The following is a 22,660-nucleotide window of genomic DNA, read 5'->3' as shown; positions in this document are numbered from 1 at the left end:
CCCCGGCATTTGCTAGGTCGCCGGCACGCGCACACACGCTCTGCTCAAGGACGACCTCTATGACGCTTTCTATGCATCAGGCCTCCGTTTCGGTCTTCGCCCGCCAGCTCACGTCGCTATCTGGGCTGCTGACCAAGGGCGCGGCGTTCGCGGACGAACAGCAGATCGATCCGGCGACGCTGATCGAGGCGCGGCTGGCACCCGACATGCACCCGCTTGCGCGGCAGGTGCAGATTGCCAGCGACGCTGCCAAGGGAGGCTGTGCGCGGCTCGCCGGGGTCGAAATCCCGTCCTATCCCGACGACGAGACCAGCTTCGAGACGCTGCAGCAGCGTATCGCCAAGACGATCGCGTTCATCGAAGGGATCGCGCCCGAGGCGTTCGACGGCGCCGAGACGAAGACGGTCGCGTTCAAGGCCGGACCGTACGACCTGTCCTTCACCGGCGCGCAGTTCCTGCTGAATTTCGCGCTGCCCAACCTGTTCTTCCACGTCAGCATGACCTACGCGATCCTGCGCCAGAACGGCGTCCCGCTCGGCAAGATCGATTTCCTCGGCGGGTTCTGAGCGGTTTCAGGCGCGGGCGCGGCGGCATGGCACCCGTCCGCCGCCTTCGCCCGCGCTCTCAGCCGAACATTGCATAGCGCGACCGCCACGCCGCGACCTCGTCGCGCAGGTCCGCCGGCGGCGGCTCGCCCGAGAAAATGAAGGCAGCGATCTCCCCATCGGGGTGGACCAGCACCTTCTGCGCGCCGTCGTGAAGCCAGACCGGCACCAACTGCCCGCACAGCGCATCGAGCAGATCTTCGGCTAGTCGTCCTTCGAACGCGGCGCGGCCGGTCAGCGATCGGACGACGATCGCCACGCCCTCGAGGCAGTTGCGCGGGCTTTTCTCATAATCGAGCGAGACCAGCAGCCCGGATCGATCGGGTCTGGCGGCGGCCGGCATCGTCGCCATCCGCCGCCAGCCGCAGAACCAGGCGCGGCACAGCTGCGGGCGTGTCGCGTGGATCGCGCAGCCCAGACCGTTGGTGTGGACGCACGGCGTTCCGGCGGGCTTGTCCAGTTCGGCGGTGTCGATGCGGAGCACGGTGCAGCAGATCGTGCAGTCGCCGCACGTGCGCCCGGCGACAAGCGGGCCCAAAAAGGCGGCTTCCAGGTCGATCGGCGGTGGCATCGGCGGGATGTGCGGGATCGCGCAGAAGATGACAAACGGAAACCGTCGGCGCGCGACGGCATCCGGGGACGGGCCCCGCGGCGACATGACGCCGCCACGGGGTGCGCGCGATCAGCGGCAGCGGGTCACCTTGTGATGGTGGACGAAGGTCGTCGTGCAATGGCGATGCGGCAGCGGGCGCGCATCGGCGGCGGCGGCCAAGCCGACCGCGGCGAGCAGCGCGGTCGCGGCGAGGGTCTGGATGGTCTTCACGATATTTCTCCCTATCCGCCCGATCATCGGGCGACCACCGTAGCTGCCGACAGCATGTTTCCAGCGGCGTTCAAGCCCGACATCCGGCGCACCGCGATCCCCGGCGAGGGCCGTCTCCGCGTCGAGATTGACACACATCAGGTCCGTCAGCCCCGTCCGCGTCCCTATCCGGACGCGCTGTCGTGTCGAAGCCGGTGCGCACCGTTCGGCGCGACTCGCTTGCGCTCGCCGCCGCGTCTCCTAAGAGCAGTGCGATGACCGTTGCCGTCGACATGGGCACCACGCCGGACGGCGCGACCGCCGGGATGGACCTCGAGGAATTGCTCGCCACCCGCTTGCTCGTGCAGGGCAATTCGGGCTCGGGGAAGTCGCATCTGCTGCGCCGTCTGCTCGAGGGCAGCGCGCCGTGGGTGCAGCAGGTGATCGTCGATCCCGAGGGCGATTTCGTCACGCTTGCCGATCGCTTCGGCCATATCGTCGTCGATGGCGGCGCGCACAGCGAGGTCGAACTTCGGCGGCTGGCGCTGCGCGTACGCGAACAGCGCGTCTCGGTGGTGCTGACGCTCGAAGGGCTCGAGAGCGAGGGCCAGATGCGCGCGGCGGCGACCTTCCTCTCGACGCTGTTCGATGCGCCGCGCGAACATTGGTATCCGGCGCTGGTCGTCGTCGACGAGGCGCAGCTGTTCGCGCCGGCCGTCGCCGGCGAGGTGTCCGACGAGGTGCGGCGGCTGTCGCTGGGGGCGATGACGAACCTGATGTGCCGCGGCCGCAAGCGCGGGCTCGCCGGCGTGATCGCGACGCAGCGGCTCGCCAAGCTGGCCAAGAACGTCGCCGCCGAGGCCTCCAACTTCCTGATGGGCCGCACCTTCCTCGACATCGACATGGCGCGCGCCGCCGATTTGCTAGGTCTGGAACGCCGCCAGGCGGAGCAGTTCCGCGACCTCGCGCGCGGCCATTTCATCGCGCTCGGCCCCGCGCTGTCGCGCCGGCCGCTGGCGATCCGGATCGGCGCGGTCGAGACCTCGGCGCGCAGCGCCTCGCCGAAACTGATGCCGATGCCGACCATGCCGGACGAGCAGACCCGCGCCGCGCTGTTCGAGACGCCGACTGAGCTCGATCTGCCGATGCCCGCGCCGCCTCCGCCGCCCCGCCCGAGCATGGAGCAACTGCTCCGCGCGATCGAGGCGCCGGCGGCACCGGTCGACGATCCGCGCGCACGGCCCGAACCCAGCGCGGCGGACAGCGCGACGATCGTTGCGGCGTGTCTCGCCGAGATCATCGCCGACGAGGGCGAGAGCTTTCGCCCCGCCGCGGTGCTGTTCCAGGATTTCGCGGTGCGCTGCCGGATGCGCGGCTTGGCCGATTCGAAGCTCGACCTTGCCGCGTTCCGGACCCGACTGTCGCTGGCTCGTGCCGGGCTCTATGCGGGGATCGGCGAGGACGATCCGATGGCCGACGCCGCGCGCGAGGCGGAGCTGTTGCCCGAGGATGCGCGCGGCGTCTTCCTGCTGATCGCCCGCGCCGCGCTCGATCGCGCGCCCTGCCCCAGCGATGCGGCGATCGCGCGCGTCTATGGCAGCCATTCGACCGGTCGCGCGCGTCGGCTGCTCAGCTTTCTCGAGGCGCAGGGCGCGATCGTCGTGCGCATCGACCTGCGCGGCGGCCGCGCTATCGCGCTGCCCGCGCTGGGCTGGACCACCGCGGTCTCGGAGCGAGCCTCGGCCGAGGCGTAGCGCAAACTGCTGCCCTCCGGGTTTAGGGCGCTCGCCTTACTCGATCTTGCCGCACGCGGGTAGCTTCAGCGCCGCGAGGTCGCCGCACGGGCGGACCTGCACGCTGCCGTCGGGCCCCGTGAACACGGCGAAGTCGCCGCCCGGCTTGCACGTCGCCACCCACATGCCGAGATTGCCATAGGGCCCGCGATAGGCGCTCTTGGTCAGCCGGCCGCAGCGTTGCCCGTCGTCGACGATCGCGCGGCTGAGCGCGCCCTGCTGGTCCGCCAGCTTGAGCGCCATCAGCTTGGCATTGAACGGGTTGGCCGTGCCGACCGGGGCCGCCATCGCCGGCACCGCGAGCAGCAGCGCGATCGCATTGGCCTTCCAGAGATGCATTTCGTCGGTTCCTTTCGTTTCGAGCCCGCATCGGCGAACCCTGTGCCCGGTTCGGGCGTTCGTTACGCCGATAGGCCATATCCAAGGGAAGGAAACGCACATGAACGAAGACCGGATCGAAGGCACCACCAAGAAAGTCGTCGGCACTGTCCAGGAGGCAATCGGCGGCGTTACCAATGACGACCAGCTCGATGCCAAGGGCAAGCTCAACCAGGCGGTCGGCACCGTGCAGGACGGCTATGGCAAGGTGCGCGACAAGGTGAAGGATCTGATCGACGACGCGACCCCGGCGGCGCGCGACGCAGTCGACACCGGACGCGACTATGTACGCCGCGGCGCCGCGGTCGTGACCCGCACCACCGGCGACAACACCGCGCTGATCCTGATCGCGGCCGGCGTCGTCGGCGCAGCGATTGGCTGGCTGGCGTTCGGCCGCCGGAGCAAGACCGACGCGTGACCCATGCGTCGTCGCGGCCGATCAAGGTCGCGAGCTATAATATCCGCAAGTGCATCGGCACGGACAGGCAAAGGCGACCTGATCGCATCCTGTCCGTGCTCGCCGAGATCGACGCCGACATCGTCTGCCTGCAGGAAGCGGACAGGCGGGTCGGCGCGCGGCTCAGCGCGATTCCGTTCGAACTGATCGCGCAGACACCCTATCGCGCCGTACCTTATGAAATCCGCCCCGGCGGAATGGGCTGGCACGGCAACGCGATCCTGGTCAGGCGCGACATCGAGATCGTCGACCACCGCCCGCTCGACCTGCCGACGCTCGAACCGCGCGGCGCGGTGATGACCGAGCTGGCGATCGGCGCGCAGAGGCTGCGCGTGATCGGCATGCATCTCGACCTGTCGGGCCTGTGGCGCCGCAAGCAGGCCCGCGCGATCATCGCGCATGTCGACGGCTGCGCGCACGGCATGCCGACGGTGCTGATGGGCGACCTCAACGAATGGAGCCCGGCGGGCGGCTGCCTGCGCGATTTCGCGACGCATTTCGGTTTCGCGCCGACCGGCCCCAGCTTCCACGCCCGCCGCCCGATCGCACGGCTCGATCGGATCATGGCGACCCCCGACCTGTCCGTGCTCGACGCGGGAACGCATCATTCGCCGCAGGCGAAATGGGCAAGCGACCATCTCCCGATCTGGGCGACGATCGGGGTGCGGTAGCACCGGAAAACCACGTTACGTTACGCTGATTCCTTCACGACAACCCGCACCCCTTCGTCATCCCGGCGAAAGCCGGGACCATGGACGGCGGCGCGCTTGCTCTGCACGCGGATGGCAGACACGACATGTGCATTAGGCCTTTGCGCTAAGCCACCGACGGTACCGGATCTATGGGTCCCGGCTTTCGCCGGGACGACAAGGAAGGGGTGGTGGTGTCTCCTCCCCAACCCTCAATATTGCTTCGAATATTTGAGCGTCACCGCGGGCCCCGTCGTGCCGCCCGCCTGGCTGAGAATGCTCAGCGCCTTGGACAGCGCGATCGTCAGCTGGGTCTGGGTGAAGCCCTTCGCGTCGGTGACCACCTCGACATAGATATTGTTCGAAATATATTTGCCTGCCGCGAGGGAGGTGCCCTGCCCGGTCGTCTTGTCCGCGCCCAGCACGCGCAGCCGGTCGAGCCCGGTCGAGCTGCGCAATTTGCCCAGCGCTCCGTCGCCGCCGCCGCCGGACCGTAGCGAGTTGAGCGCCGCGGCAAGCTGCAGCGCCTGGCTCGCGGTCAGCGACGTCACCGAGCTGCCGAACAGCAACCGCGACAGCACCTCGTCCTGCGGCAGCGTCGGGGTCGAGGTGAAGGTGATCTGCGGATGCTCGGCATTGCCGCCGATGTTGATGATCGCGGTGACCCCCTCGACGGTCGTGTTGGCCGAGATGTTGAGATCGGGATCGAGCAGCGGGCCGTTGAACTGCACGGTGCTGGTGTCGGCGAGATCGAGCCGGCGGCCCGAGAAGGTGTAAGTGCCGCGCACGACCTGCAGCTTGCCGACGACGCTGGGCGCGACCGCGGTGCCGCCGACATGCATGTGCGTGCTCCATTCGGACTCGAGGCCCATGCCGGAGACGAACAGCTTGTTCTCGGCGGTGACGCCGATGTCGAGCTTCCAATTGCTCGGCGCCGGGCCGGCGGCCGCGGCGGTCTGCTGCGGGGTCGCGCCCTTGCGCCGTACCCCGGTCAGGTCGGTGACGTCGGACGCCTTGGTCTTGGGGATCGCATAGCGCAGCTCCTGCAGCTTGAGGTCGCCCTTGATCAGGCCGCCGGCCGCCTTGCCGTTGGTCACCGCGACCGAGCCCGAGACGGTCGCGCCGATCGAGTCCGAATGCGCGAGCTGGGCACGGTCGAGCGTCGCCGTAATCGCGATCGGAAAGCCGCTGTCGGCGGCGAAGCCGACGCTGCCCGAGGCCTGCACCGTGCCCGGGCCGGCCTTGCCCGAGAAGCGGTTGAGCTGGAATTGCGACTGGGTGAAGCGGCCGTCGATCGCGATGTCGGTGATCGTCGTGCCGGTGGTGCTATTCTCGTAGCGCAGCTGGTTGGCGCGGATCACCCCGGTGACCTGCGGTGCACCGACGCGCCCGGAAAAGTCTGCGCCGATCGCGATCGGGCCGGCGAGCGTCTGGCCGCCGATGCCGGTCAGCGTCCACAGCACTTCGGCGGGGCCGTTGTAGCGGATGCCGCCGCTGATCGCCGCCTGCATCAGCGCCGCCGTGCTCGCGACCGGACCGGTGCGGACCTGGATGCGGCCGATGTCCCCGCCATTGCGCCGGATCAGCGCGTTGACCGCGCCGCCGCCGCTGCCCAGCGTGCCGAGCATCGCGATGTCGACGGGGTCGGAGATCACGAGCGCGCCGGTGCGCGTGAAGCCGGCGATGTCGAGCCGCGCGCGGACGTCGGGGATCGCCGCGCCGTGCATCGAGAGATCGACGGTGCCGGTCGCCCTGCCGCCGAGCCCGAGCGTCGGCGCGAACGCCTGCGCGATCGACAGGTCCATGCCGTTGAGCCGGGCGTGTGCCTGGGTGGTCGCGCCGTAGCGACCCGACAGGTCGACGCTGCCCTGCGGCAGCACCAGCGTCGCCGGCTGGAGGATATAGTCCTTGCCCTGGACGAGGACGGTCGCGGGCTGCGCGAGGTGGAAGGCGATGCCGTTCGCGGATCCGCGCAGATTGGCGAGGATGCGCTGCGGCGTGAAGGCGGCCTGCGCGGCGACGTCGAACGGTACGCCGCTGGTGCCCGAGGCGGTCAGCGCCGCCTGCCCGCGCCCGCCGGCGTAATTGATCTTCGCCCGCGCCGAATGGAGCAGCAGCGTGCTGTAGCGCAGGTCGACGAGCGCGGCGGAGCCGACCACGGAAGGGCCGCCCGGCAGCATCACCAGCGTCGCGCGCACCAGACCCGATCCGATCGTGATCGGCGTCTTGCCGGGCAGCTTGGCGCCATTGGCGGTGAGGGCGACGTCGGCCTTCTGGTTCTTGCCAGCCGCCGCCAGCGCGACCTGGCCGTTGAGGCCCGAGCCCGCGACGAACAGCGTGCCGGCAAACGGCCCCGCCCCGGTCTGGACGATGCTGCCGTGGACGCCGATCCCCGCAATCAGGACTTGGTGGATGTCGATTGCGAGCGGCCCCTTGCCGGCGCGGACGAGTACGTCGGCGGTGAACGCCCCATAGTCGGACCCGCCGCGCGCGCGGACGAGATAGCCCGCCGCCGAGCCGGTCAGCGTCGCGTCGAGATTGGCGAGGCCGATGCCGACACCGGGATGCGCCGCCTTGAGCACGACCACCGGATTGGCGACCGTCCCGCTCGCGACGACATTGGCGGGGCCATAGGTCCGCGACCAGGCGTCGGCGCGGAAGCGGATCGCGCCGTCGGCGAGGCGGTAGCTGCCGGCGCCGTCGGTGATGCGCAGGTCGGGCGCGGTCAGTCGCAAATTGGTGACGCTGGCGCCGCCCTTGGGATCATAGCCGACATCGGCGGTGATCAGCGCATTGCCGCCAAGCTGTTGGGCCAGGCTGGCGTTGGTGATCTTGCGCGTGACGACGCGGACATGGCCCTTGATCCCGAACCCGCCGCCGGGGGCGGTGACGAGCCTGGCATCAGTGACGAGATTGATCCGTCCGAGGCCGTTGATGGCATAGTCGTTGACCTTGCCCCTGAGCGCGCCGGTGTAGGTGCCGCGCGTCAGATCGGCGAGGACGAGCGCGGTGGCATCGATCCGGTCCGAACGCAGATGCAGATTGTCCGGGAAGACCTGGCCGTTCGCATAGGCGATGTCGCCGTCGACCTTGAGGTTGGTGACGAGGCCACCGGCCGCCGCATTGAGCCCGGTGACGCGACGTGCGGTCGCGTGAATAGGCACCAGGATCTTCTTGCCCACGGTCGCATTGCCCTCAGCGACGAGGCCCTCGATGCCGTTGGCACCGAAGGAGATCACGTCGGCGGAGAGCTTGTAGGCGATGCTCGGCGTCGCGAATGGGCCGTCGAGCGCGGCGGTCACCGCGACGTTGCGGCCGGCCAGATTGGGCGCGATCGCGCCGGGGGTGAGCAGCCGCGCCTGCAGCTTGAAATTGCCGAAGCGGCTCTGCGCGAAGTCGAGCAGCCCCTGCGCTTGTGCCACGAAGGCCGAGGAGGACAGCGCGATCGTCGTAGTGGCGCGGCGCTTGTCGAGCGTGGTGGTGGCGTCGATGTGGATCGCCGGCTCGGTCATCCGTGCGGCGGGGCCGCTGAGCAGGATGCCGGGCATCACCCCGCCCTTGGCGCCGAAGCTGCCGTCGTGTGCGGTCAGCGCGACGTTCATCAGCGGCTGGCCGCCCGCGGTCGCCGAGGCGAGGCCCTGCCAATGCTGCCAGTCGCCCTGCCCGCCGACCGACAGCGTCAGCGATCGGCCCAGCTTGGCATAGCTGTCGACGACGCCGCCGGCGGGTGCCGCGAGCTTGACGTCGACGAGCAGCCGGTCCTGCGACGGCACTGCGTCGATGCGGAGGTGGAGCGTGTCGCCACCCTTGACGCCCGGCGCGACCAGCGCGTCGGCATCGACGGTGAGCTGCGCGCGGCGGTCGGCGATCACCGCGCCGCCGTCGATGCGGACGATGTGGCGTTGCCCCGTCACCGGCGGCTCGAGCAGGAAGCGGTCGACATGGAGGTGGCCGAGCGTCAGGTCGATGTCGGGGATCGTCGGCGCATTGGGATCGCTGGGCACCGGTTTCAGCGCCGGGTTGCGCAGCATCCGCACTTCGGCCGCGGTGACGCTGTCGAGGTCGATCTTGCTGTGGATGTAGGCGAAGGGATGCCAGTGGATGTCGATCGCGGGCGCGGTCAGGAATGCGCCCTTGGCGTCTCGCACCTCGAGATCGTGGAGGATCATGTGGCCGTAGATCGATCCCTCGATCTCGCCGACATGGACGTTGATCCCCGACGCGGTCGTATAGCCCGCGAGCTGCCCGGCGATGAAGCGCTTGCCCGGGCTCGTGTTGAGCCCGACGATCAGCGCGACCACCAGCAACGCCAGCGCTGCGACGACGATCGCCACCCATTTGGCGATGCGCACCGCCAGCGGACGGCGCCCGATCGCCACAGTATCTTGCTCGTCGGTCATCAAAAGGCCTGCCCGATCGAGATGTAGAGCGCGATCTTCGATTCCCCCGGCTGGCGCTTGATCGGGGTCGCGATGTCGAAGCGCAGCGGCCCGAAATTGGTGTAATAGCGCCCGCCGATGCCGGTGCCGTAGCGTAGTCCGCTGAACCCCGGCGTCGAGCTGGAGCCGACGCGGCCGGCGTCAAGGAAGGGCACGATGCCGAAATTGCCGAAGCGGTAGCGCGCCTCGAAGGCGAGTTCGGTCGAGGTCAGGCCCCCGATCGGATTGTTCTGCGCGTCCTTGGGGCCGAGCTGCTGATAGCCGAAGCCGCGCACCGATCCGCCGCCGCCGGCGTAGATCCGGCGCGATGGCGCGATCTCGCTGATGTCGCTGACGCCTTCGATCGAATTGACCATCGCGCGGCCGGCGAGCACGATCGACTTGCCGAGCGGCAGATAGGTGGTGCCCTGCGCGGTCAGCCGGGCATAGCCCTTGACCCCCGAGCGGATCGACGCCTCCGGGCTGACGCGGACGAGCAGTCGGTAGCCGCGCGTCGGATCCAGGAGGCTGTTCGAGCGGTCATATTGAACTTCGACGGGGAGCGCGGCGATCTCATAGGTGCGATAGGGCCGCGGATCGGTGGCGTTGAGCGCAGCGCCCTGCTCGTCGGTCTCGAGGATCTCGGCGCCATAGGTGTAGGTCCAGCGCTTCTGCCAGATCGGCGTGCTCTGCCGCGACCAGTTGACCGCGAGCGAGAAGGTGCGGGCCTGGTAGGCGTCATAGTCGCTGCGATCGAAGCCGCCGGTGATCTGGAAGGTCTTGTCGCGCTGACCCGCGTTGGAGCGGCGATAGGTGAGATTGGCGCCCTGTTCCTGCGTGCCGACGGTCAGCGCCGGGATCAGCGCGCCCTCGGGCGGGAAGAGGTTGCGGTCGGTCCAGCTGACCGTGCCCAATATGCCCTGGCCGGTGCCATAGCCGACCTGCCCCGCCCAGGCGTGCCACGGGCCCTTGGCCTGGGTGACGAGCAGATCGACCACCTCGGTGCCGTCGGGCGCCTTGGTGCCAGTGTCGACCGGCTCGATCGCGACCGTCGAGAACAGGCCCGTGCCGACCAGCGCCTGGCGCAGATCGTCGGTAATCCGCGCGTCATAGACCTGGCCGCGTTCGAAACGCGGGAAGACGTCCAGATGCTTCACGGAGAAGATCGGATCGCCCTTGGTCTGCAGGCCGCCGAAGGTCGATCTCGGCCCCGCGGTCAGCGGCAGCGTATAGTCGCCGCTGTGCGTGTCGCCGTCGAGGAGGATGTCGCGCTGGCCGACCTTGGCGAAGGGATAGCCTTGCTGCGGGAGCGCCAGCGAGATCTGCGCCTCACCGCCCTCGACCGCGATCGAACGGATCGGCGCACCGACCTTGAGCTGCGTGGTCAGCGCGGTCATCGCGCGGGCGGTCGGATCGGGGTCGGCCTGGGTGATCGCGATCCTGGCGACGGTGTAGCGCGGGCCGGGCGTCACGCTGATCGTCGCGACGATCTGACCGGGCTGGTCCTTGACCGTGGTGACCGTGGACGAGGCGGCGCCGTCATAATAGCCCTCGGCGCGCAGCAGCCGTTCGGCCAGCTGGACGTCGTCGGTCGCGCGCGCGGCGACCTGCGCGGCGTTGGCCGCCTTCTTCTTGCCAAGCTCGAGTTCGGAGAGACTGCGGAACTGCGCCTCGAGGCCGAGCTTCTTCAGCCCGTCGACCTGCATCGTGTAGCGGATGCGGGTATCTTCGTGGCTCGGCACCTTGGCCTTGCTGGTGTCGGGGGTCGGATCGAACCCGGCGAGCGGCGGCAGCGGTTGCGAAAGCGCCGGGTCGGCGACCGACGCGGTGGTCGCCGGTTCAATCGACGACGCGGCGGGAACGGCGGGCGGCGCCGTGACGCTGTCGAGCAACGGCAGGGCAGCATTGAACGCGGGATCGGTTGCCGGATCGACGGCCTGCTGCGGCTGATCGGCCGGTGGATCGGCCCGACGGGCGGAGGCAGAGCCGGCCACGGCCAGCGCGACGGCCAAGACGGAGACGCTAAGAGAAAGACGCACGGGGACTCCGGGCCGCAATTGGTCCTCACACCCTGAACGCAAACCCCTAGTCCCCCGACGGCGTCGTTCGACGCATTATTCCCGGCCCACCAACGCCGAATGTCGATGCGGGTTCCCGTAAAAAGGACCCGGACGCGCGGTCGGACGGACATAATCATGACGTCGCGGGTTGACGCGCGATGCAGGACGACCAGGCCATCCTTCCCCCCACGGCAGACCATAGCCATGACGGCCGGCTGCAACAGGCCAGACATTATGCCCATCATGCCGAGACCGCGACGGTGGGCTTCTTCGGCAGGCTGTGGACCAAGATGGGGGAGGACAATATCACGCTGATGGCGGCCGGCGTCGCCTTCTACTGCTTCCTGTCGCTGGTCCCGCTGCTCGGCGCGGTGATCCTGAGCTACGGGCTGATCGCCGATCCTGCGACGATCGCCGACCATATCCGCACGATCGTCTCGATCGTGCCCAAGGACGCTGCGAAACTGATCCTCGACCAGTTGGTCGCGGTGGTGACCGCCTCGTCGGGCAAGACCGGGTTCGGCCTGCTGCTCGCGCTGCTGTTCGCGGTCTATGGTGCGACACGCGCCTCGACCTCCGTGATGACCGCGCTCAACGTGATCTACGGCCAGCAGGATCATCCGCGCAGCTTCGTGATGGGGATCGTGGTCTCGATGGCGATCATCGTCGGCGCGGTCGCCGTCGCGATCACCGGGCTGCTGGCCGCGACGATCCTGGGGTGGCTCGAGACCATCCTCGTCGGGCTCGGCCCGATCGCGCTTGCCGGTATAAAGCTCGGCACCTGGCTCGTCGCTGCGCTGCTCGCCAGCGCGACGATCGGCGGCGCCTATCGCTTCGGGCCCAATCGCGCGCCGTCGGGCTGGCAGTGGATCAGCATGGGATCCGGCCTCGCGACGCTGCTCTGGCTGGCAGCGACCGTCGGCCTGGGCTTCTACGTCTCGCGCTTCGGCAATTACAACGCGACCTACGGCTCGCTCAGCGCCGTGGTCGTGCTGTTGATGTGGTTCTATGTCTCTGCCTATGCGATCCTGCTCGGCGCGACCGTCAACGCCGTGCTGTGGCCACAGAAGCATCGCCGACGGCAGCCGATCGCCTGAGCATCACTTGCGCGGCGAGGCGCTCCTGCTCGAGCTCGTGCCACCGCATCAGACCGCCGGCGACGGCGAGCGCGAGCCCGACTGGGCGCCGGCCGCGGATCAGCATGAGCGAGACCCCCGTCGTGATCAGCGTGGTTGAGACCGCCCCGCCCTGCGGAATTCCGGTTCCCTTCTGAACCGCGCCGACCAGCACCGACTTCACCAACGATTCGAGCATGCCTATTCTCCTTGCCCGCGCCAGACGCGCCGCCTGCGCGGCGGTTCCACCGTGCCCCTCGGCCGGCATCATCGCCATGGTTGAGGGCAGGCCAACCCCCGGTTATACAGACGGTGATGCACACGACGGTCAGCCATTATCTCGATCGCTTCATCGACAAGATCGAGACCCGCGATGCGCTCACGCCCACCGAGCGCGCGGCGCTCACCGGCCTGCCGCAGAAGCTCGTCCAGACCGCCGCGCGTGCGCGCATCGTCGAGGAAGGCGAGCGGCCGACGCATTGCTGCACCGTCGTCGAGGGCATCGTCTATCGGTCCAAGGTGGCGGCGAGCGGCCGGCGGCAGATCATCTCCTTCCATGTCCCCGGCGATATGGTCGACCTCCACACCGTGCTGTTCAAGGTCGCCGACCACACCATCGAGACGGTACGCAACACCACCGTCGTGCTGATCCCGCACGACGCCATCCTGCGTACCGCCGAGGATCATCCGGCGCTCGCCCGCGCCTTTTGGTACGATACGCTGCTCGACGCCTCGATCCAGCGCGAGGCTCTGCTCAACAACGGGCGGCGCGATACCCGCGCGCGCACCGCGCATCTGTTCTGCGAGCTGGCGGTGCGGCTCAAGCGGGTCGGCCTGGTCAATGGCGCCAGCTTCGAGCTGCCGCTGACGCAGACCGACCTTGCCGATGCGCTCGGGGTCACGCCGATCCACACCAACCGCGTCATGGCCAAGCTGCGCGCTGAAGGCCTGATCGCCTTCGGTGGTCGGTCGATCACGATCTTCGACTGGAAGGCACTGGTGGCGATCGGCGAGTTCGACACGACCTATCTTCATCTCGAGGGGCCGAGCGACCTGCATCTCTAGCATGGCAGCGACGCGCGCCCCGTGGCCGATCCCGTGACCGACGCCCTGCCCGTCCGACGGATCATCCATGTCGACATGGACGCCTTCTACGCGTCGTGCGAGCAGCGCGACGACCCGGCGTTGCGCGGGCTGCCGGTCGCGGTCGGCGGGTCGCGCGAGCGCGGCGTGGTGGCAGCGGCCAGCTACGAGGCACGGACGTTCGGCGTGCGCTCGGCGATGCCCTCGGTGACGGCGCGGCGGCTGTGCCCCGATCTCGTCTTCGTGCGGCCGCGCTTCGAAGTCTATCGCGAGGTCTCACGCCAGATCCGCGCGATCTTCGCGCGCTACACCGCGCTGATCGAACCGCTGTCGCTGGACGAGGCCTATCTCGACGTCACCGAGGACCATGCCGGCATCGGCAGCGCCACCGCCACCGCGCTCGCGATCCGCGCCGCGATCAAGGCCGAGACCGGACTGACCGCCTCGGCGGGCGTCTCCTACAATAAGTTCATCGCCAAGATCGCCTCGGACCAGAACAAGCCCGACGGCCAGTGCGTGATCACCCCGGCGCGGGGGCCGGGCTTCGTCGCGGCGCTGCCGGTCAAGCGCTTTCACGGCGTCGGCCCCAAGACCGCGGAGAAGATGACGCGCCTCGGCATCGAGACCGGCGCCGACCTGCGCGCCAAATCGCGCGACTGGCTGCTGGCGACCTTCGGCAGTTGGGGCGGCTATCTCTATGACGCGGCGCGCGGTCTCGACGACCGCCCGGTGCGCCCCGATCGCATCCGCAAATCGGTCGGTGCGGAAAATACCTTCTTCGTCGATCTGCGCAGCCCGACCGACCTGCTCGAGGCGCTCGACGGCATCGTCGAGACCGTGTGGCCGCGGATCGAGGCGTCGCAGTCGCGCGGGCGGACGGTGACGCTTAAGGTCAAATATTCGGATTTTCGCCAGATCACGCGCGCGAAAAGCTTCGCCGAGCCCGTCGTCGATCGCGCGCAATTTGCCGCGGTCGGCAAGGCGTTGATGCTCGCTCTCTGCCCGGTCGCGCTGCCGGTGCGCTTGCTCGGGCTGACCCTGTCCGCGCTCGATCAGGCCGAGGACGCGGGCGACGCGCAGCTCGGTCTCGCGCTCGAGTAGTCGCCGGATCAGGCGAAGAGCAACATGGCCGACGCACGCAGATTGGCCGCGATGCCCAATCGGGATTTGCATACGATATCGCTGACCGCGATTCCCATTCTGTTAACTATACCAGATCAACTATACTAATCTTGATTTATTTTCCGGAACTCCCGGCTGATCTCCTTGTTGTCGAACGGGTTAGACTAAAGGCCTGATTGACATAGGATAATTCAATGGCGGCAGCTAGCATCAAAGCGATTCCGGATTCGCGTCGATCCTTGCGCTATCCAACGAGCTTTTCCGGCGAACTCATCGTCCGCCACCGAAAGGCGTTACCCGTGATGATTTCGAACATCTCGCGCTGTGGCGCGCTGATCAAGGGATGCGACCTGCCCATGCCCGGCCATGAGGTCGTGCTGCGCGCGCGGAGCCTCGACGTCGTCGCAACGGTCGCCTGGACCGGGATCGACTTCGCCGGGCTACGCTTTCATCGCGATGTCGAGCCGCTCGAGGTGGTCCGGCAGAATGCGGACGAATTGCGGTTGTTCAGGACGATGCGCGCCCACGCGTCGCTGAAGGCGGGGCTGCTTTCCGGGTGGCGCGATCCCAAATAGGCGGGCCCCGCGGCGGGCGGCCGATCAGGCCGAGGCCTGCAGCCACTGCATTGCTTCGGGTTCCGAGACGAACACCTCGGTTCCTGGTCCCGCGGTTCTCTTGGCCTGCAATTTGTTGATATTGTCCGAGACGAGGACGGCGGTGCGGTCCCGATCGTCGCGCGCCTCGCGCAGCAGCATCAAAGCGTGCGCCGCCTTGGCCGAGAATACCGCGCCCTGCCGGTTATCTAACAACATGCGGATCGGCCGATGGTGTCGCCGCGACGTCGTGATCAGCGGGGACAACGCCGCCACCAATAGCTCCGCCTCGCTATCCGCCAGGAAGCGGTAGATCCGACAAAGGATGATATCTTCGTCTGAGGTTCTACTCACGTCAAAGGCCGGCATCATTCTCTCCTCGGATCGCGGTTCCGCGCTTCCTTCCGAACCCTAACAGCCAGACATTGAACCTTCGTTGCACTGCAGACATATCCGACCAATATTGGATCGATCACGTCGACGACTTACGGCGCCCGCAGCAATGCCTTCGAATGGCTGCGGGGGAATTGTCCTTCACTCCCCTGGTGCATCGCCCGACGCCGCCAAAGCGGTCATGTTGACGATGCCGCGGGCGGTCGCGCTCGCGGTCAACACGTGGATCGGCTGCGACATGCCGAGCAGCATCGGCCCCACGGGCAGCGCGTCGGTGGTTGCAGCGAGCAGCGTGAACGCGATATTGGCCGCATCGAGCGTCGGCATGACCAGCAGATTGGCCGAGCCCTCGAGCCGGCTCGACCCGACCATCAGTTCGCGCAACGCCGGTGCCAACGCGGCATCGGCGTGCATCTCACCGTCGATCTCGAGCTCGGGCGCATCGGAGCGCACCAGCTGCAGCGCGTGCCGCATCTTCTTGGCCGAGGGCGAATTGGACGCCCCGAAATTGCTGTGACTGAGCAGCGCCGCCTTCGGAACGATGCCGAAACGCCGCACCGCATCGGCGGCAAGCAGCGTCATCTCGGCGACCTCTTCGGCGGTCGGATCGACGTTCATGTGCGTGTCGCAGAAAAACAGCGTCTGTTCGCCGACGATCAGCGCCGACAGCGCATAGACGCGGTTGAGCCCGGGCAGCCGCGGGATGATCGGCAGGATGTCGCCGGTCTGCTGCCACCAGTCGGCGGTGCCTCCGCACAGCGCGGCATCGACCAGCCCTTCGTGGAGCAGCATGGCCGCAGCGATCGCCGGCCGGCGACGGACGCGCATCCGTGCGGCAGCCGGAGTCACGCCGCGGCGCTCGACCAGCGCGACATAGCTTTCCATCAAGCGCGGGATAATCGTCTCATCGGCGAGCGGGTCGACGATCTCGAAATCCTCGTCGATCTTCATCCTGAGGCCGAGCTTGGCGATCCGCGCCGACACCATGTCGCGGCGGGCGATCAGCACTGGCCGGGCGAGCCGCTCGTCGATCACGACCTGCGCGGCGCGCAGCACGCGCTCGTCCTCGCCCTCGGCATAGGCGACCCTCTTCAGCGTCGAGCGCGCCTGCTCGAACACCGGGTGCATCAATTGGCCCGAACGATAGGCGAAGCGCTGGAGCTGACGCTCATAATCGGCGAAATCGTCGATCGGATGGCGGGCGACGCCGGTCGCCATCGCCGCGCGGGCGACGGCGGGCGCGATCAGCAGCGCGAGCCGGGGATCGAACGGCTTGGGAATGATATGCTCGGGCCCGAACAGCAGCTGCGCGCCGCCATAGGCGCGCGCCACCGTCTCGTCGGGCTCGATCCGCGCGAGCTCGGCGATCGCCTCGACGCAGGCGAGCTCCATCGCCGCGTTGATCTCGGTAGCACCACAGTCGAGCGCACCGCGGAAGATGTAGGGGAAGCAAAGGACGTTGTTGACCTGGTTGGGATAGTCCGACCGGCCGGTGGCGATGATCGCATCGGGGCGGATGCGCGCGACCACCTCGGGCAGCACCTCGGGCTCGGGATTGGCGAGCGCCAGGATCAGCGGCTTGTCGGCGAGCAGCGGCAGCCACTCCTCCTTCAGCACGCGCGGTGCCGACAGGCCGAGGAACACGTCGGCGCCCGCCAGCACGTCGCCCAGCGTCCGCGCATTGGTGTCGCGCGCGAACGGCTCGAGCTCGGGGGTGAGGCCTTCGCGGCCCTTGTGGACGACGCCGTTGATGTCGGTGAGCGTGACATTGTCGTGGGGCAGGCCCATCGCGATCATCAGCCGCACGCAGGCCATCGCCGCCGCGCCGGCGCCACTGGTCACGACCTTGACGTCGGCGAGCCTCTTGCCCTGCAGCAGCAGCCCGTTGCGGACCGCGGCGGCGCAGACGATCGCGGTGCCGTGCTGGTCGTCGTGAAACACCGGGATGTTCATCCGCGCGCGCAGCTTCTCCTCGATCGCGAAACATTCGGGCGCCTTGATGTCCTCGAGGTTGATCGCGCCGAAGGTCGGCTCGAGCGCCGCCACCACCTCGACGAAATGATCGGGGTCGCTGGCGTCGACCTCGATGTCGAACACGTCGATCCCGGCAAACTTCTTGAAGAGCACGGCCTTGCCCTCCATCACCGGCTTGGAGGCGAGCGCGCCGATGTTGCCGAGGCCGAGCACCGCGGTGCCGTTGGTGATCACCGCGACGAGATTGGCGCGCGCGGTATAGTCGCGCGCCTTGTCCGGGTCGGCGGCGATCTCGAGGCAGGGCGCGGCGACGCCGGGCGAGTAAGCGAGCGCGAGATCGCGCTGCGTCTCCATCCGCTTGGTCGGCTCGATGGTGAGCTTGCCGGGCCGGGGATGGCGATGATAGTTCAATGCCGCCTGGCGGAAGGTCTCGTCCATGTCAGCTCCTCGGGCAGCGCGCGATGCGCCCCCTTAGCGGCCTCGTCGGTGCGGGTGAACCCGTCGTCTGAACATTCGGGATGGCGGGTGGCGGCCACCGAAAGCTCTCTCCCATAGGGAGAGGGTTGGGTGAAGGGTTCCAGCCGATGCAGGGAATGCGACGCCTGCCCGCCGCCTCCCCTTCACCCCGCCCCTCTCCCCGATAGGGAAACGGAGACGTCACCGCATCTCCACGACGGTCGCGGCGAGCCGGTCGACCTCGCCGCGGTCGTGGCTGACGTAGAGGATCGGCAGGCCGAGTTCGTCGCGCACCCGCTCGATCAGACCCATCACCTCGCCGCGGCGAGCATGGTCGAGCGCGGCGAGCGGCTCGTCCATCAGCAGGAAACGCGGGCCCGACAGCAGCGCGCGGCCGATCGCGACGCGCTGCGCCTCGCCCCCCGACAGGCTGCGCGGCCAGCGGTCGAGCAGCGGCGCGATGCCGAGGAAGGCCGCCATCTCGTCGAGCGTCATCGTCTGCTCGGTCGCGCGGCGCATCCCGTAGCGCAGATTGGCGCGGACGCGCAGATGCGGGAACAGTCGCGCGTCCTGGAAGACATAGCCGGCGAAACGCCGTGCCGTCGGCACATCGATGCCGGCGGCCGCGTCGAACACGGTCTCCCCGGCGACGCGGATATGCCCGGCATCGGGGCGCAGCAGGCCCGCGACCATCGACAGCAGGCTGGTCTTGCCCGCCCCGGACGGCCCGAACAGCGCGGTCAGCCCTGCGCCCGATGCGAAGCGCAGCGCGACCTCGGCGTCCGGCCCCATCCGCCGGCACACGTCGATGTCAAAGGACATGGCCGCCCCGCCCCACGCCGGCGCGGCGCGCCAGCAGTTCCGAGACGATCAGCGCCCCGAGCGACAGCACCACCGAGATCAGCGCGAGCCGCGTCACGATCGCGTCCGATCCTGGCACCTGCAGCGCCGCGTAGATCGCGATCGGCAGCGTCTGCGTCTCGCCCGGGATGTTGGAGACGAAGGTGATCGTCGCCCCGAACTCGCCGATCGAGCGCGCGAAGCCGAGCACGATGCCCGCCAGGATCCCCGGCAGCGCGAGCGGCACGGTGATCGTCCAGAACACCCGCCAGTCCGAGGCACCCAGCGTCCGCGCCGCACCCTCGATGCGGCGGTCGACCGCCTCGATCGACAGCCGCATCGCGCGCACCATCAGCGGCAGCGCCATGATCCCCGCCGCCAGTGCCGCGCCCGTCCAGCGGAAGATCAGCGTCAGCCCGAACCAGTCGTGCACCCGGCTGCCGATCGGCCCGCGCAGCCCGAAGCCGATCAGCAGCAGCCAGCCGGTCACCACCGGCGGCAGCACCAGCGGCAGATAGACCAGCGCGTCCAAGAGGATCTTGCCCGGAAACTTGCCGCGCGCGAGCAGATAGGCGAGCCCGAACGCGACCGGCAGCGTCAGCGCGACCGCGACGCCGCTGACCTTGAGCGACAGGCCGACGATCTGCCACTCGTCAGGCGACAGCAACACCCGGTCAGAGCGCCTGCGGTGTGTGCGGCAGGAAGCCATAATGACGGAAGATCGCGCGGCCTTGCGCGGAGATCAGGAACAGCCGGAACGCCTCGGCGTCGCGGTTGGTCGAGCCGGCGAGCCGTGCGATCGGATAGGTGATCGGGACATGGCTCGACGACGGAAAGACGCCGGCGATCCGCACCGCCTTCGACGACAGCGCGTCGGTGCCGTAGACGATACCGTACGGCGCCTCGCCGCGTTCGACGAAGGCAAGCGCCGCACGCACGCTGTCGCCGCGAACCACCCTGGCCTGGACGCTCGGCCACACGCCGAGCGCGGTCAGCGCGGCCTTGCCATATTTGCCGGCGGGCACCGAATCCGGGTCGGCCATCGCAAGCTTGCCGTCGCCCAGCACCTTGGCGAGCGGAAAGCCCGGCCGGATCGCGATGTCGCCCTTGCTGGCGGCAGGCGCAGCCAGCACCAGCGTGTTGCCGAGGAAGGAGACGCGCGTGCCGGGGGCAACGAAGCCATTCTTCTGGATGTCGTCCATCCAGGGCTCATCGGCCGAGATGAACAGGTCGGCCGGCGCGCCCGCGTCGATCTGCTTGGCGAGCGCCGAGGACGCCGCGAACGACAGCACCGGCCGCTCGTGATGCTTGGCCGCCCAGGCGTCGGCCGCGGCGTTGAGCGATTCCTGCAGGCTGGCGGCCGCAAGCACCAGCGGCGGCTTCGCGGACGCGGCGGCGCTCAGCGAGACGGCGGCGCATAGCGACAGCAGCAGGGACAGGCAGCGAGACGTCAGGCGCATGGCGGGCTCCGGTAGATTGACGCTATGCATGGCGCGATACGACGCGCGAGGCAATGCCGTGCGGTTCATGCCTTGGGCGCGAGCGGAACCGCCCGCATGCGTAGGTCGAGCCGTCTGTCCTGCGTGACAGCCGCAGATTCGATGGCCAGCTCGAGCGCGCGATACTCGGCCAGCACCGCCCGTCCGGCCTCCGATATCCGCGCGCCGCCGCCCTTGCTGCCGCCCGCCGCGGTCTCGACCAGCGGCTCGGTCCAGCAGCGGTTCATCGTGTCGACGAGCAGCCAGGCCCGCCTGTAGCTCATCCCGATCGCGCGCGCGGCCGCCGAAATCGAGCCGTGAAGCGCGATCGCGTCGAGCAGCGCGGCCTTACCCGGCCCGATCGCGATCTCGTCGCCGCAGAAGAGCTGCGCCTTGAGCTTCAGCATGACGGACCGAAGGCGATCCGGATCGCTCGAAAAACGTGCACGCAGATCCGCCCGTTGATCATCAGGGCTGCGGCGCGGGCTTCGCCGTCGCCGCGAGCGCATCCGCCGAGCTGCGCGACAGGTCGCTGTCGGCCCAGCCGCCGCCGAGCGCTTGGATCAGCGCGACGGCGGCGTTTTGGCGATCGCTCTGCGCCTGGATCAGTGCGCGGCGGGCGGTCAGGGCGGTCGCCTGCGCGGTCACGACGTCGGTATAAACGACCGTGCCCGCCTGATATTGGTTGCGGATCGACGCCTCGCTCTTGTCGGCCGCGATCGAGGCCTGGCGGAGCAGCGCCTCCTGGCGGGTCAGGATCTGGCTCGCGATCAGGTCGTCCTGCACATCCTGGAAGGCGGTCAGCGTCACCTGCCGGTAATTGGCGACGGTCGCATCATAGGCGGCGCGCGCCTCGGCGAGCCGGGCCTTGCGCGCCCCGAAATCGATCAGCGTCTCGGCGACCTGCGCGCCCAGCGACCACAGGGTCGCGCCCGAGCTGAACAGGCCGGAGAGCGAGTTGTTCTCGAACCCGCCGCTGCCCGACAGGCTGACGGTCGGGAAGAAGGCGGCCTTGGCGACGCCGATCTGCGCGTTGGCGGCGGCGACCTGGCGTTCGGCGGAGGCGACGTCGGGGCGGCGCTCGACCAGCGTGCCCGGCAGCAGCTCGGGCACCACCGGCGTGACCGGCGCCCAGGCCATGCCGAGCGCAGGAATGGTGAACCCGGCCGGGTTCTCGCCGACGGACACCGCGATCGCATCCTCGAACTGCGCGCGCGTGCGCTTCTCGCCCTCGAGATCGGACTGCGCGGAGGCGAGCTGCGACTGTGCCTGGAACACGTCCGTGCGCGCGACGATGCCGGCATTATATTGGTTGGTCGCGACGGTGAGCGAGCGCTGATAGGCGGCGGTCGTCGCCGTGAGGCTGGCGATCATCGCGTCGGCGGCGCGCAGGCTGAGATAGTCGGTGACGAGTTCGCCCTCGAGCGCGAGCCGGGCATTGGCGAGGTCGGCAAGCCGCGCCTGCTCGGTCAGGCTTGCGTTGCGCTCGGTGTTGAGCAAGCTCCCGAAGAAATCAGGAGTCCAGGTCCCGGCAAGGCTAAGATGATAGTTGGTCGAGCTCGAGCCGCGGCTGACCGTGCCCGATGTCGTCGTGCCGGTCGTGCCGGTGCCGGTCGTCGTGCCAGTTCCCGTCGTGCCCGTGGTGCTGCCGGTGCTGATCGTGTCGCCGTTGATGACGCTGCCAGAACCCGAATGCGTGTGCGTCACGGTGCCGTTGGCGCTGATCGTCGGGAACAGGCTAGCATGCGCCTCGCGGGTGGTCGCGACCGCCTCGCGATAGGTCGCCGCGGCCTGCGCGACCGTCTGGTTGTGCGCGACCGCGCGGACGATGAGGTCGTTGAGCGCGGCGTCGCCGAAACCCGTCCACCAGTCCGAGCGCGGCGCGCCGTCGGCGGGCGTCGCCTGCTGCCAACCGGGCGCGGTCTTCCAGCTTTGTGGTGCCGACAGGCCGGGCCGCACATAATGCGGCGCGAGCGAGCAGCCGCCGAGCAGGGCGAACAGCGGCAGGAGGCGGAACGGTCTGGTCATGCGGGCAACTCGTTCAAGCGGGGCTGGCGCCGGCGTCGGTTCTTCCGCCGGTTGGCGAGGCGATCGAGGCAGACATAGACGACGGGCGTCGTGATGAGGGTGAGCAATTGGCTGGCGATCAGCCCGCCGATGATCGCGACGCCGAGCGGGCGACGCAGCTCGGCGCCCTCGCCGAAGCCGATCGCGAGCGGCACCGCGCCGAGCGCCGCCGCCAGCGTCGTCATCAGGATCGGGCGGAAGCGCAGCAGGCTCGCCTCGCGCGCGGCCTCCTGTGCGGACAGGCCGCGCTCGCGCTGCGCATGGATCGCGAAATCGATGATCAGGATCGCGTTCTTCTTGACGATGCCGAGCAGCAGGAAGACGCCGATCAGCGCGA

Annotated in this window: 22 protein-coding genes; 8 read left to right on the top strand and 14 right to left on the bottom strand. The window is 68.7% G+C overall.

What is annotated here, in order from left to right:
- The first annotated feature begins 59 nt into the window (after nt 1–59).
- The gene (locus Q0326_RS06630) at nt 60–566 is read left to right on the top strand and encodes a DUF1993 domain-containing protein (protein ID WP_298688411.1); all 507 of its coding nucleotides are present in this window, start codon (nt 60–62) and stop codon (nt 564–566) included.
- 58 nt (nt 567–624) lie between these two features.
- On the opposite strand, the gene Q0326_RS06625 is transcribed toward Q0326_RS06630, so the two are convergent.
- Nucleotides 625–1,176: a YkgJ family cysteine cluster protein gene (locus tag Q0326_RS06625; RefSeq protein WP_298688409.1), complete on the bottom strand. Its 552-nt coding sequence runs from the start codon at nt 1,174–1,176 to the stop codon at nt 625–627.
- Nucleotides 1,177–1,287: 111 nt separating this feature from the next.
- Nucleotides 1,288–1,428, bottom strand: a complete 141-nt coding sequence (locus Q0326_RS06620; protein WP_298688407.1) for a hypothetical protein — start codon at nt 1,426–1,428, stop codon at nt 1,288–1,290.
- Between the two features lie 254 nt (nt 1,429–1,682).
- Here Q0326_RS06620 and Q0326_RS06615 point away from each other — a divergent pair, with 254 nt between their 5' ends.
- Complete coding sequence (locus Q0326_RS06615) at nt 1,683–3,161, top strand: ATP-binding protein (RefSeq protein WP_298688405.1); 1,479 nt, start codon at nt 1,683–1,685, stop codon at nt 3,159–3,161.
- 36 nt (nt 3,162–3,197) lie between these two features.
- Here Q0326_RS06615 and Q0326_RS06610 read toward each other — a convergent pair whose 3' ends face one another.
- Nucleotides 3,198–3,539, bottom strand: a complete 342-nt coding sequence (locus Q0326_RS06610) for a hypothetical protein (protein ID WP_298688403.1) — start codon at nt 3,537–3,539, stop codon at nt 3,198–3,200.
- A 100-nt stretch (nt 3,540–3,639) separates the two neighbouring features.
- Between Q0326_RS06610 and Q0326_RS06605 the strand changes: the two genes are divergently transcribed.
- Together Q0326_RS06605 and Q0326_RS06600 are read left to right on the top strand one after the other, a co-directional pair.
- Nucleotides 3,640–3,996, top strand: coding sequence for a CsbD family protein (locus Q0326_RS06605; protein ID WP_298688400.1), 357 nt, complete (start codon nt 3,640–3,642; stop codon nt 3,994–3,996).
- Nucleotides 3,993–4,706, top strand: a complete 714-nt coding sequence (locus Q0326_RS06600) for an endonuclease/exonuclease/phosphatase family protein (protein ID WP_298688398.1) — start codon at nt 3,993–3,995, stop codon at nt 4,704–4,706. Before Q0326_RS06605 ends, Q0326_RS06600 begins: the two co-directional genes overlap by 4 nt.
- A gap of 230 nt (nt 4,707–4,936) precedes the next feature.
- Here Q0326_RS06600 and Q0326_RS06595 read toward each other — a convergent pair whose 3' ends face one another.
- Together Q0326_RS06595 and Q0326_RS06590 are read right to left on the bottom strand one after the other, a co-directional pair.
- Nucleotides 4,937–9,124 carry a translocation/assembly module TamB domain-containing protein gene (locus tag Q0326_RS06595; protein ID WP_298688396.1) on the bottom strand — a complete coding sequence of 1,396 codons (4,188 nt, stop codon included), beginning with the start codon at nt 9,122–9,124 and terminating at the stop codon, nt 4,937–4,939.
- Nucleotides 9,124–11,136 carry a BamA/TamA family outer membrane protein gene (locus tag Q0326_RS06590; RefSeq protein ID WP_298688393.1) on the bottom strand — a complete coding sequence of 671 codons (2,013 nt, stop codon included), beginning with the start codon at nt 11,134–11,136 and terminating at the stop codon, nt 9,124–9,126. Before Q0326_RS06590 ends, Q0326_RS06595 begins: the two co-directional genes overlap by 1 nt.
- Nucleotides 11,137–11,360: 224 nt before the next feature.
- Here Q0326_RS06590 and Q0326_RS06585 point away from each other — a divergent pair, with 224 nt between their 5' ends.
- Nucleotides 11,361–12,299 (top strand): YihY/virulence factor BrkB family protein, encoded by a 939-nt coding sequence (locus Q0326_RS06585; RefSeq protein ID WP_298688391.1) that lies wholly within the window; start codon nt 11,361–11,363, stop codon nt 12,297–12,299.
- Here the strand turns inward: Q0326_RS06585 and Q0326_RS06580 are convergent.
- Nucleotides 12,247–12,516, bottom strand: a complete 270-nt coding sequence (locus Q0326_RS06580; RefSeq protein ID WP_298688389.1) for a hypothetical protein — start codon at nt 12,514–12,516, stop codon at nt 12,247–12,249. The two genes, Q0326_RS06585 and Q0326_RS06580, sit on opposite strands and share 53 nt — an antisense overlap.
- 116 nt (nt 12,517–12,632) lie before the next feature.
- Here Q0326_RS06580 and Q0326_RS06575 point away from each other — a divergent pair, with 116 nt between their 5' ends.
- The 3 genes from Q0326_RS06575 to Q0326_RS06565 all read left to right on the top strand — a co-directional run bounded on the left by Q0326_RS06575 (nt 12,633) and on the right by Q0326_RS06565 (nt 15,097).
- Nucleotides 12,633–13,382 (top strand): Crp/Fnr family transcriptional regulator, encoded by a 750-nt coding sequence (locus tag Q0326_RS06575; RefSeq protein ID WP_298688387.1) that lies wholly within the window; start codon nt 12,633–12,635, stop codon nt 13,380–13,382.
- Between the two features lie 21 nt (nt 13,383–13,403).
- Nucleotides 13,404–14,501: a DNA polymerase IV gene (gene dinB / locus Q0326_RS06570; protein ID WP_298688385.1), complete on the top strand. Its 1,098-nt coding sequence runs from the start codon at nt 13,404–13,406 to the stop codon at nt 14,499–14,501.
- A gap of 320 nt (nt 14,502–14,821) precedes the next feature.
- On the top strand, nt 14,822–15,097 hold the full coding sequence (locus Q0326_RS06565) for a hypothetical protein (RefSeq protein WP_298688383.1): 276 nt from the start codon (nt 14,822–14,824) through the stop codon (nt 15,095–15,097).
- A 24-nt stretch (nt 15,098–15,121) separates the two neighbouring features.
- On the opposite strand, the gene Q0326_RS06560 is transcribed toward Q0326_RS06565, so the two are convergent.
- From Q0326_RS06560 to Q0326_RS06525, 8 genes are all read right to left on the bottom strand, one after another.
- The gene (locus Q0326_RS06560; protein ID WP_298688381.1) at nt 15,122–15,484 is read right to left on the bottom strand and encodes a hypothetical protein; all 363 of its coding nucleotides are present in this window, start codon (nt 15,482–15,484) and stop codon (nt 15,122–15,124) included.
- 165 nt (nt 15,485–15,649) lie between these two features.
- Entirely contained in the window at nt 15,650–17,920 is a 2,271-nt protein-coding gene (locus Q0326_RS06555) for an NADP-dependent malic enzyme (RefSeq protein ID WP_298688379.1), read from the bottom strand.
- Between the two features lie 219 nt (nt 17,921–18,139).
- A complete protein-coding gene (locus Q0326_RS06550) occupies nt 18,140–18,760 on the bottom strand; it encodes an ATP-binding cassette domain-containing protein (protein ID WP_298688376.1) in 621 nt (206 codons plus the stop codon).
- Nucleotides 18,750–19,487, bottom strand: coding sequence for a molybdate ABC transporter permease subunit (gene modB / locus Q0326_RS06545; protein ID WP_298688375.1), 738 nt, complete (start codon nt 19,485–19,487; stop codon nt 18,750–18,752). Before modB ends, Q0326_RS06550 begins: the two co-directional genes overlap by 11 nt.
- Nucleotides 19,453–20,238, bottom strand: a complete 786-nt coding sequence (gene modA, locus Q0326_RS06540; protein ID WP_298688372.1) for a molybdate ABC transporter substrate-binding protein — start codon at nt 20,236–20,238, stop codon at nt 19,453–19,455. Before modA ends, modB begins: the two co-directional genes overlap by 35 nt.
- A 65-nt stretch (nt 20,239–20,303) precedes the next feature.
- Entirely contained in the window at nt 20,304–20,663 is a 360-nt protein-coding gene (locus Q0326_RS06535) for a LysR family transcriptional regulator (RefSeq protein WP_298688428.1), read from the bottom strand.
- 61 nt (nt 20,664–20,724) lie between these two features.
- On the bottom strand, nt 20,725–22,284 hold the full coding sequence (locus Q0326_RS06530; protein ID WP_298688371.1) for an efflux transporter outer membrane subunit: 1,560 nt from the start codon (nt 22,282–22,284) through the stop codon (nt 20,725–20,727).
- Nucleotides 22,281–22,660: efflux RND transporter permease subunit (locus tag Q0326_RS06525; protein ID WP_298688369.1), on the bottom strand; the 380-nt coding region annotated here is incomplete at its 5' end. The genes Q0326_RS06530 and Q0326_RS06525, both read right to left, overlap by 4 nt.

It is taken from the genome of uncultured Sphingomonas sp., from assembly GCF_937859915.1.
GTDB lineage: Bacteria > Pseudomonadota > Alphaproteobacteria > Sphingomonadales > Sphingomonadaceae > Solisphingomonas.
This window is presented reverse-complemented; position numbering and strand designations above follow the sequence as displayed.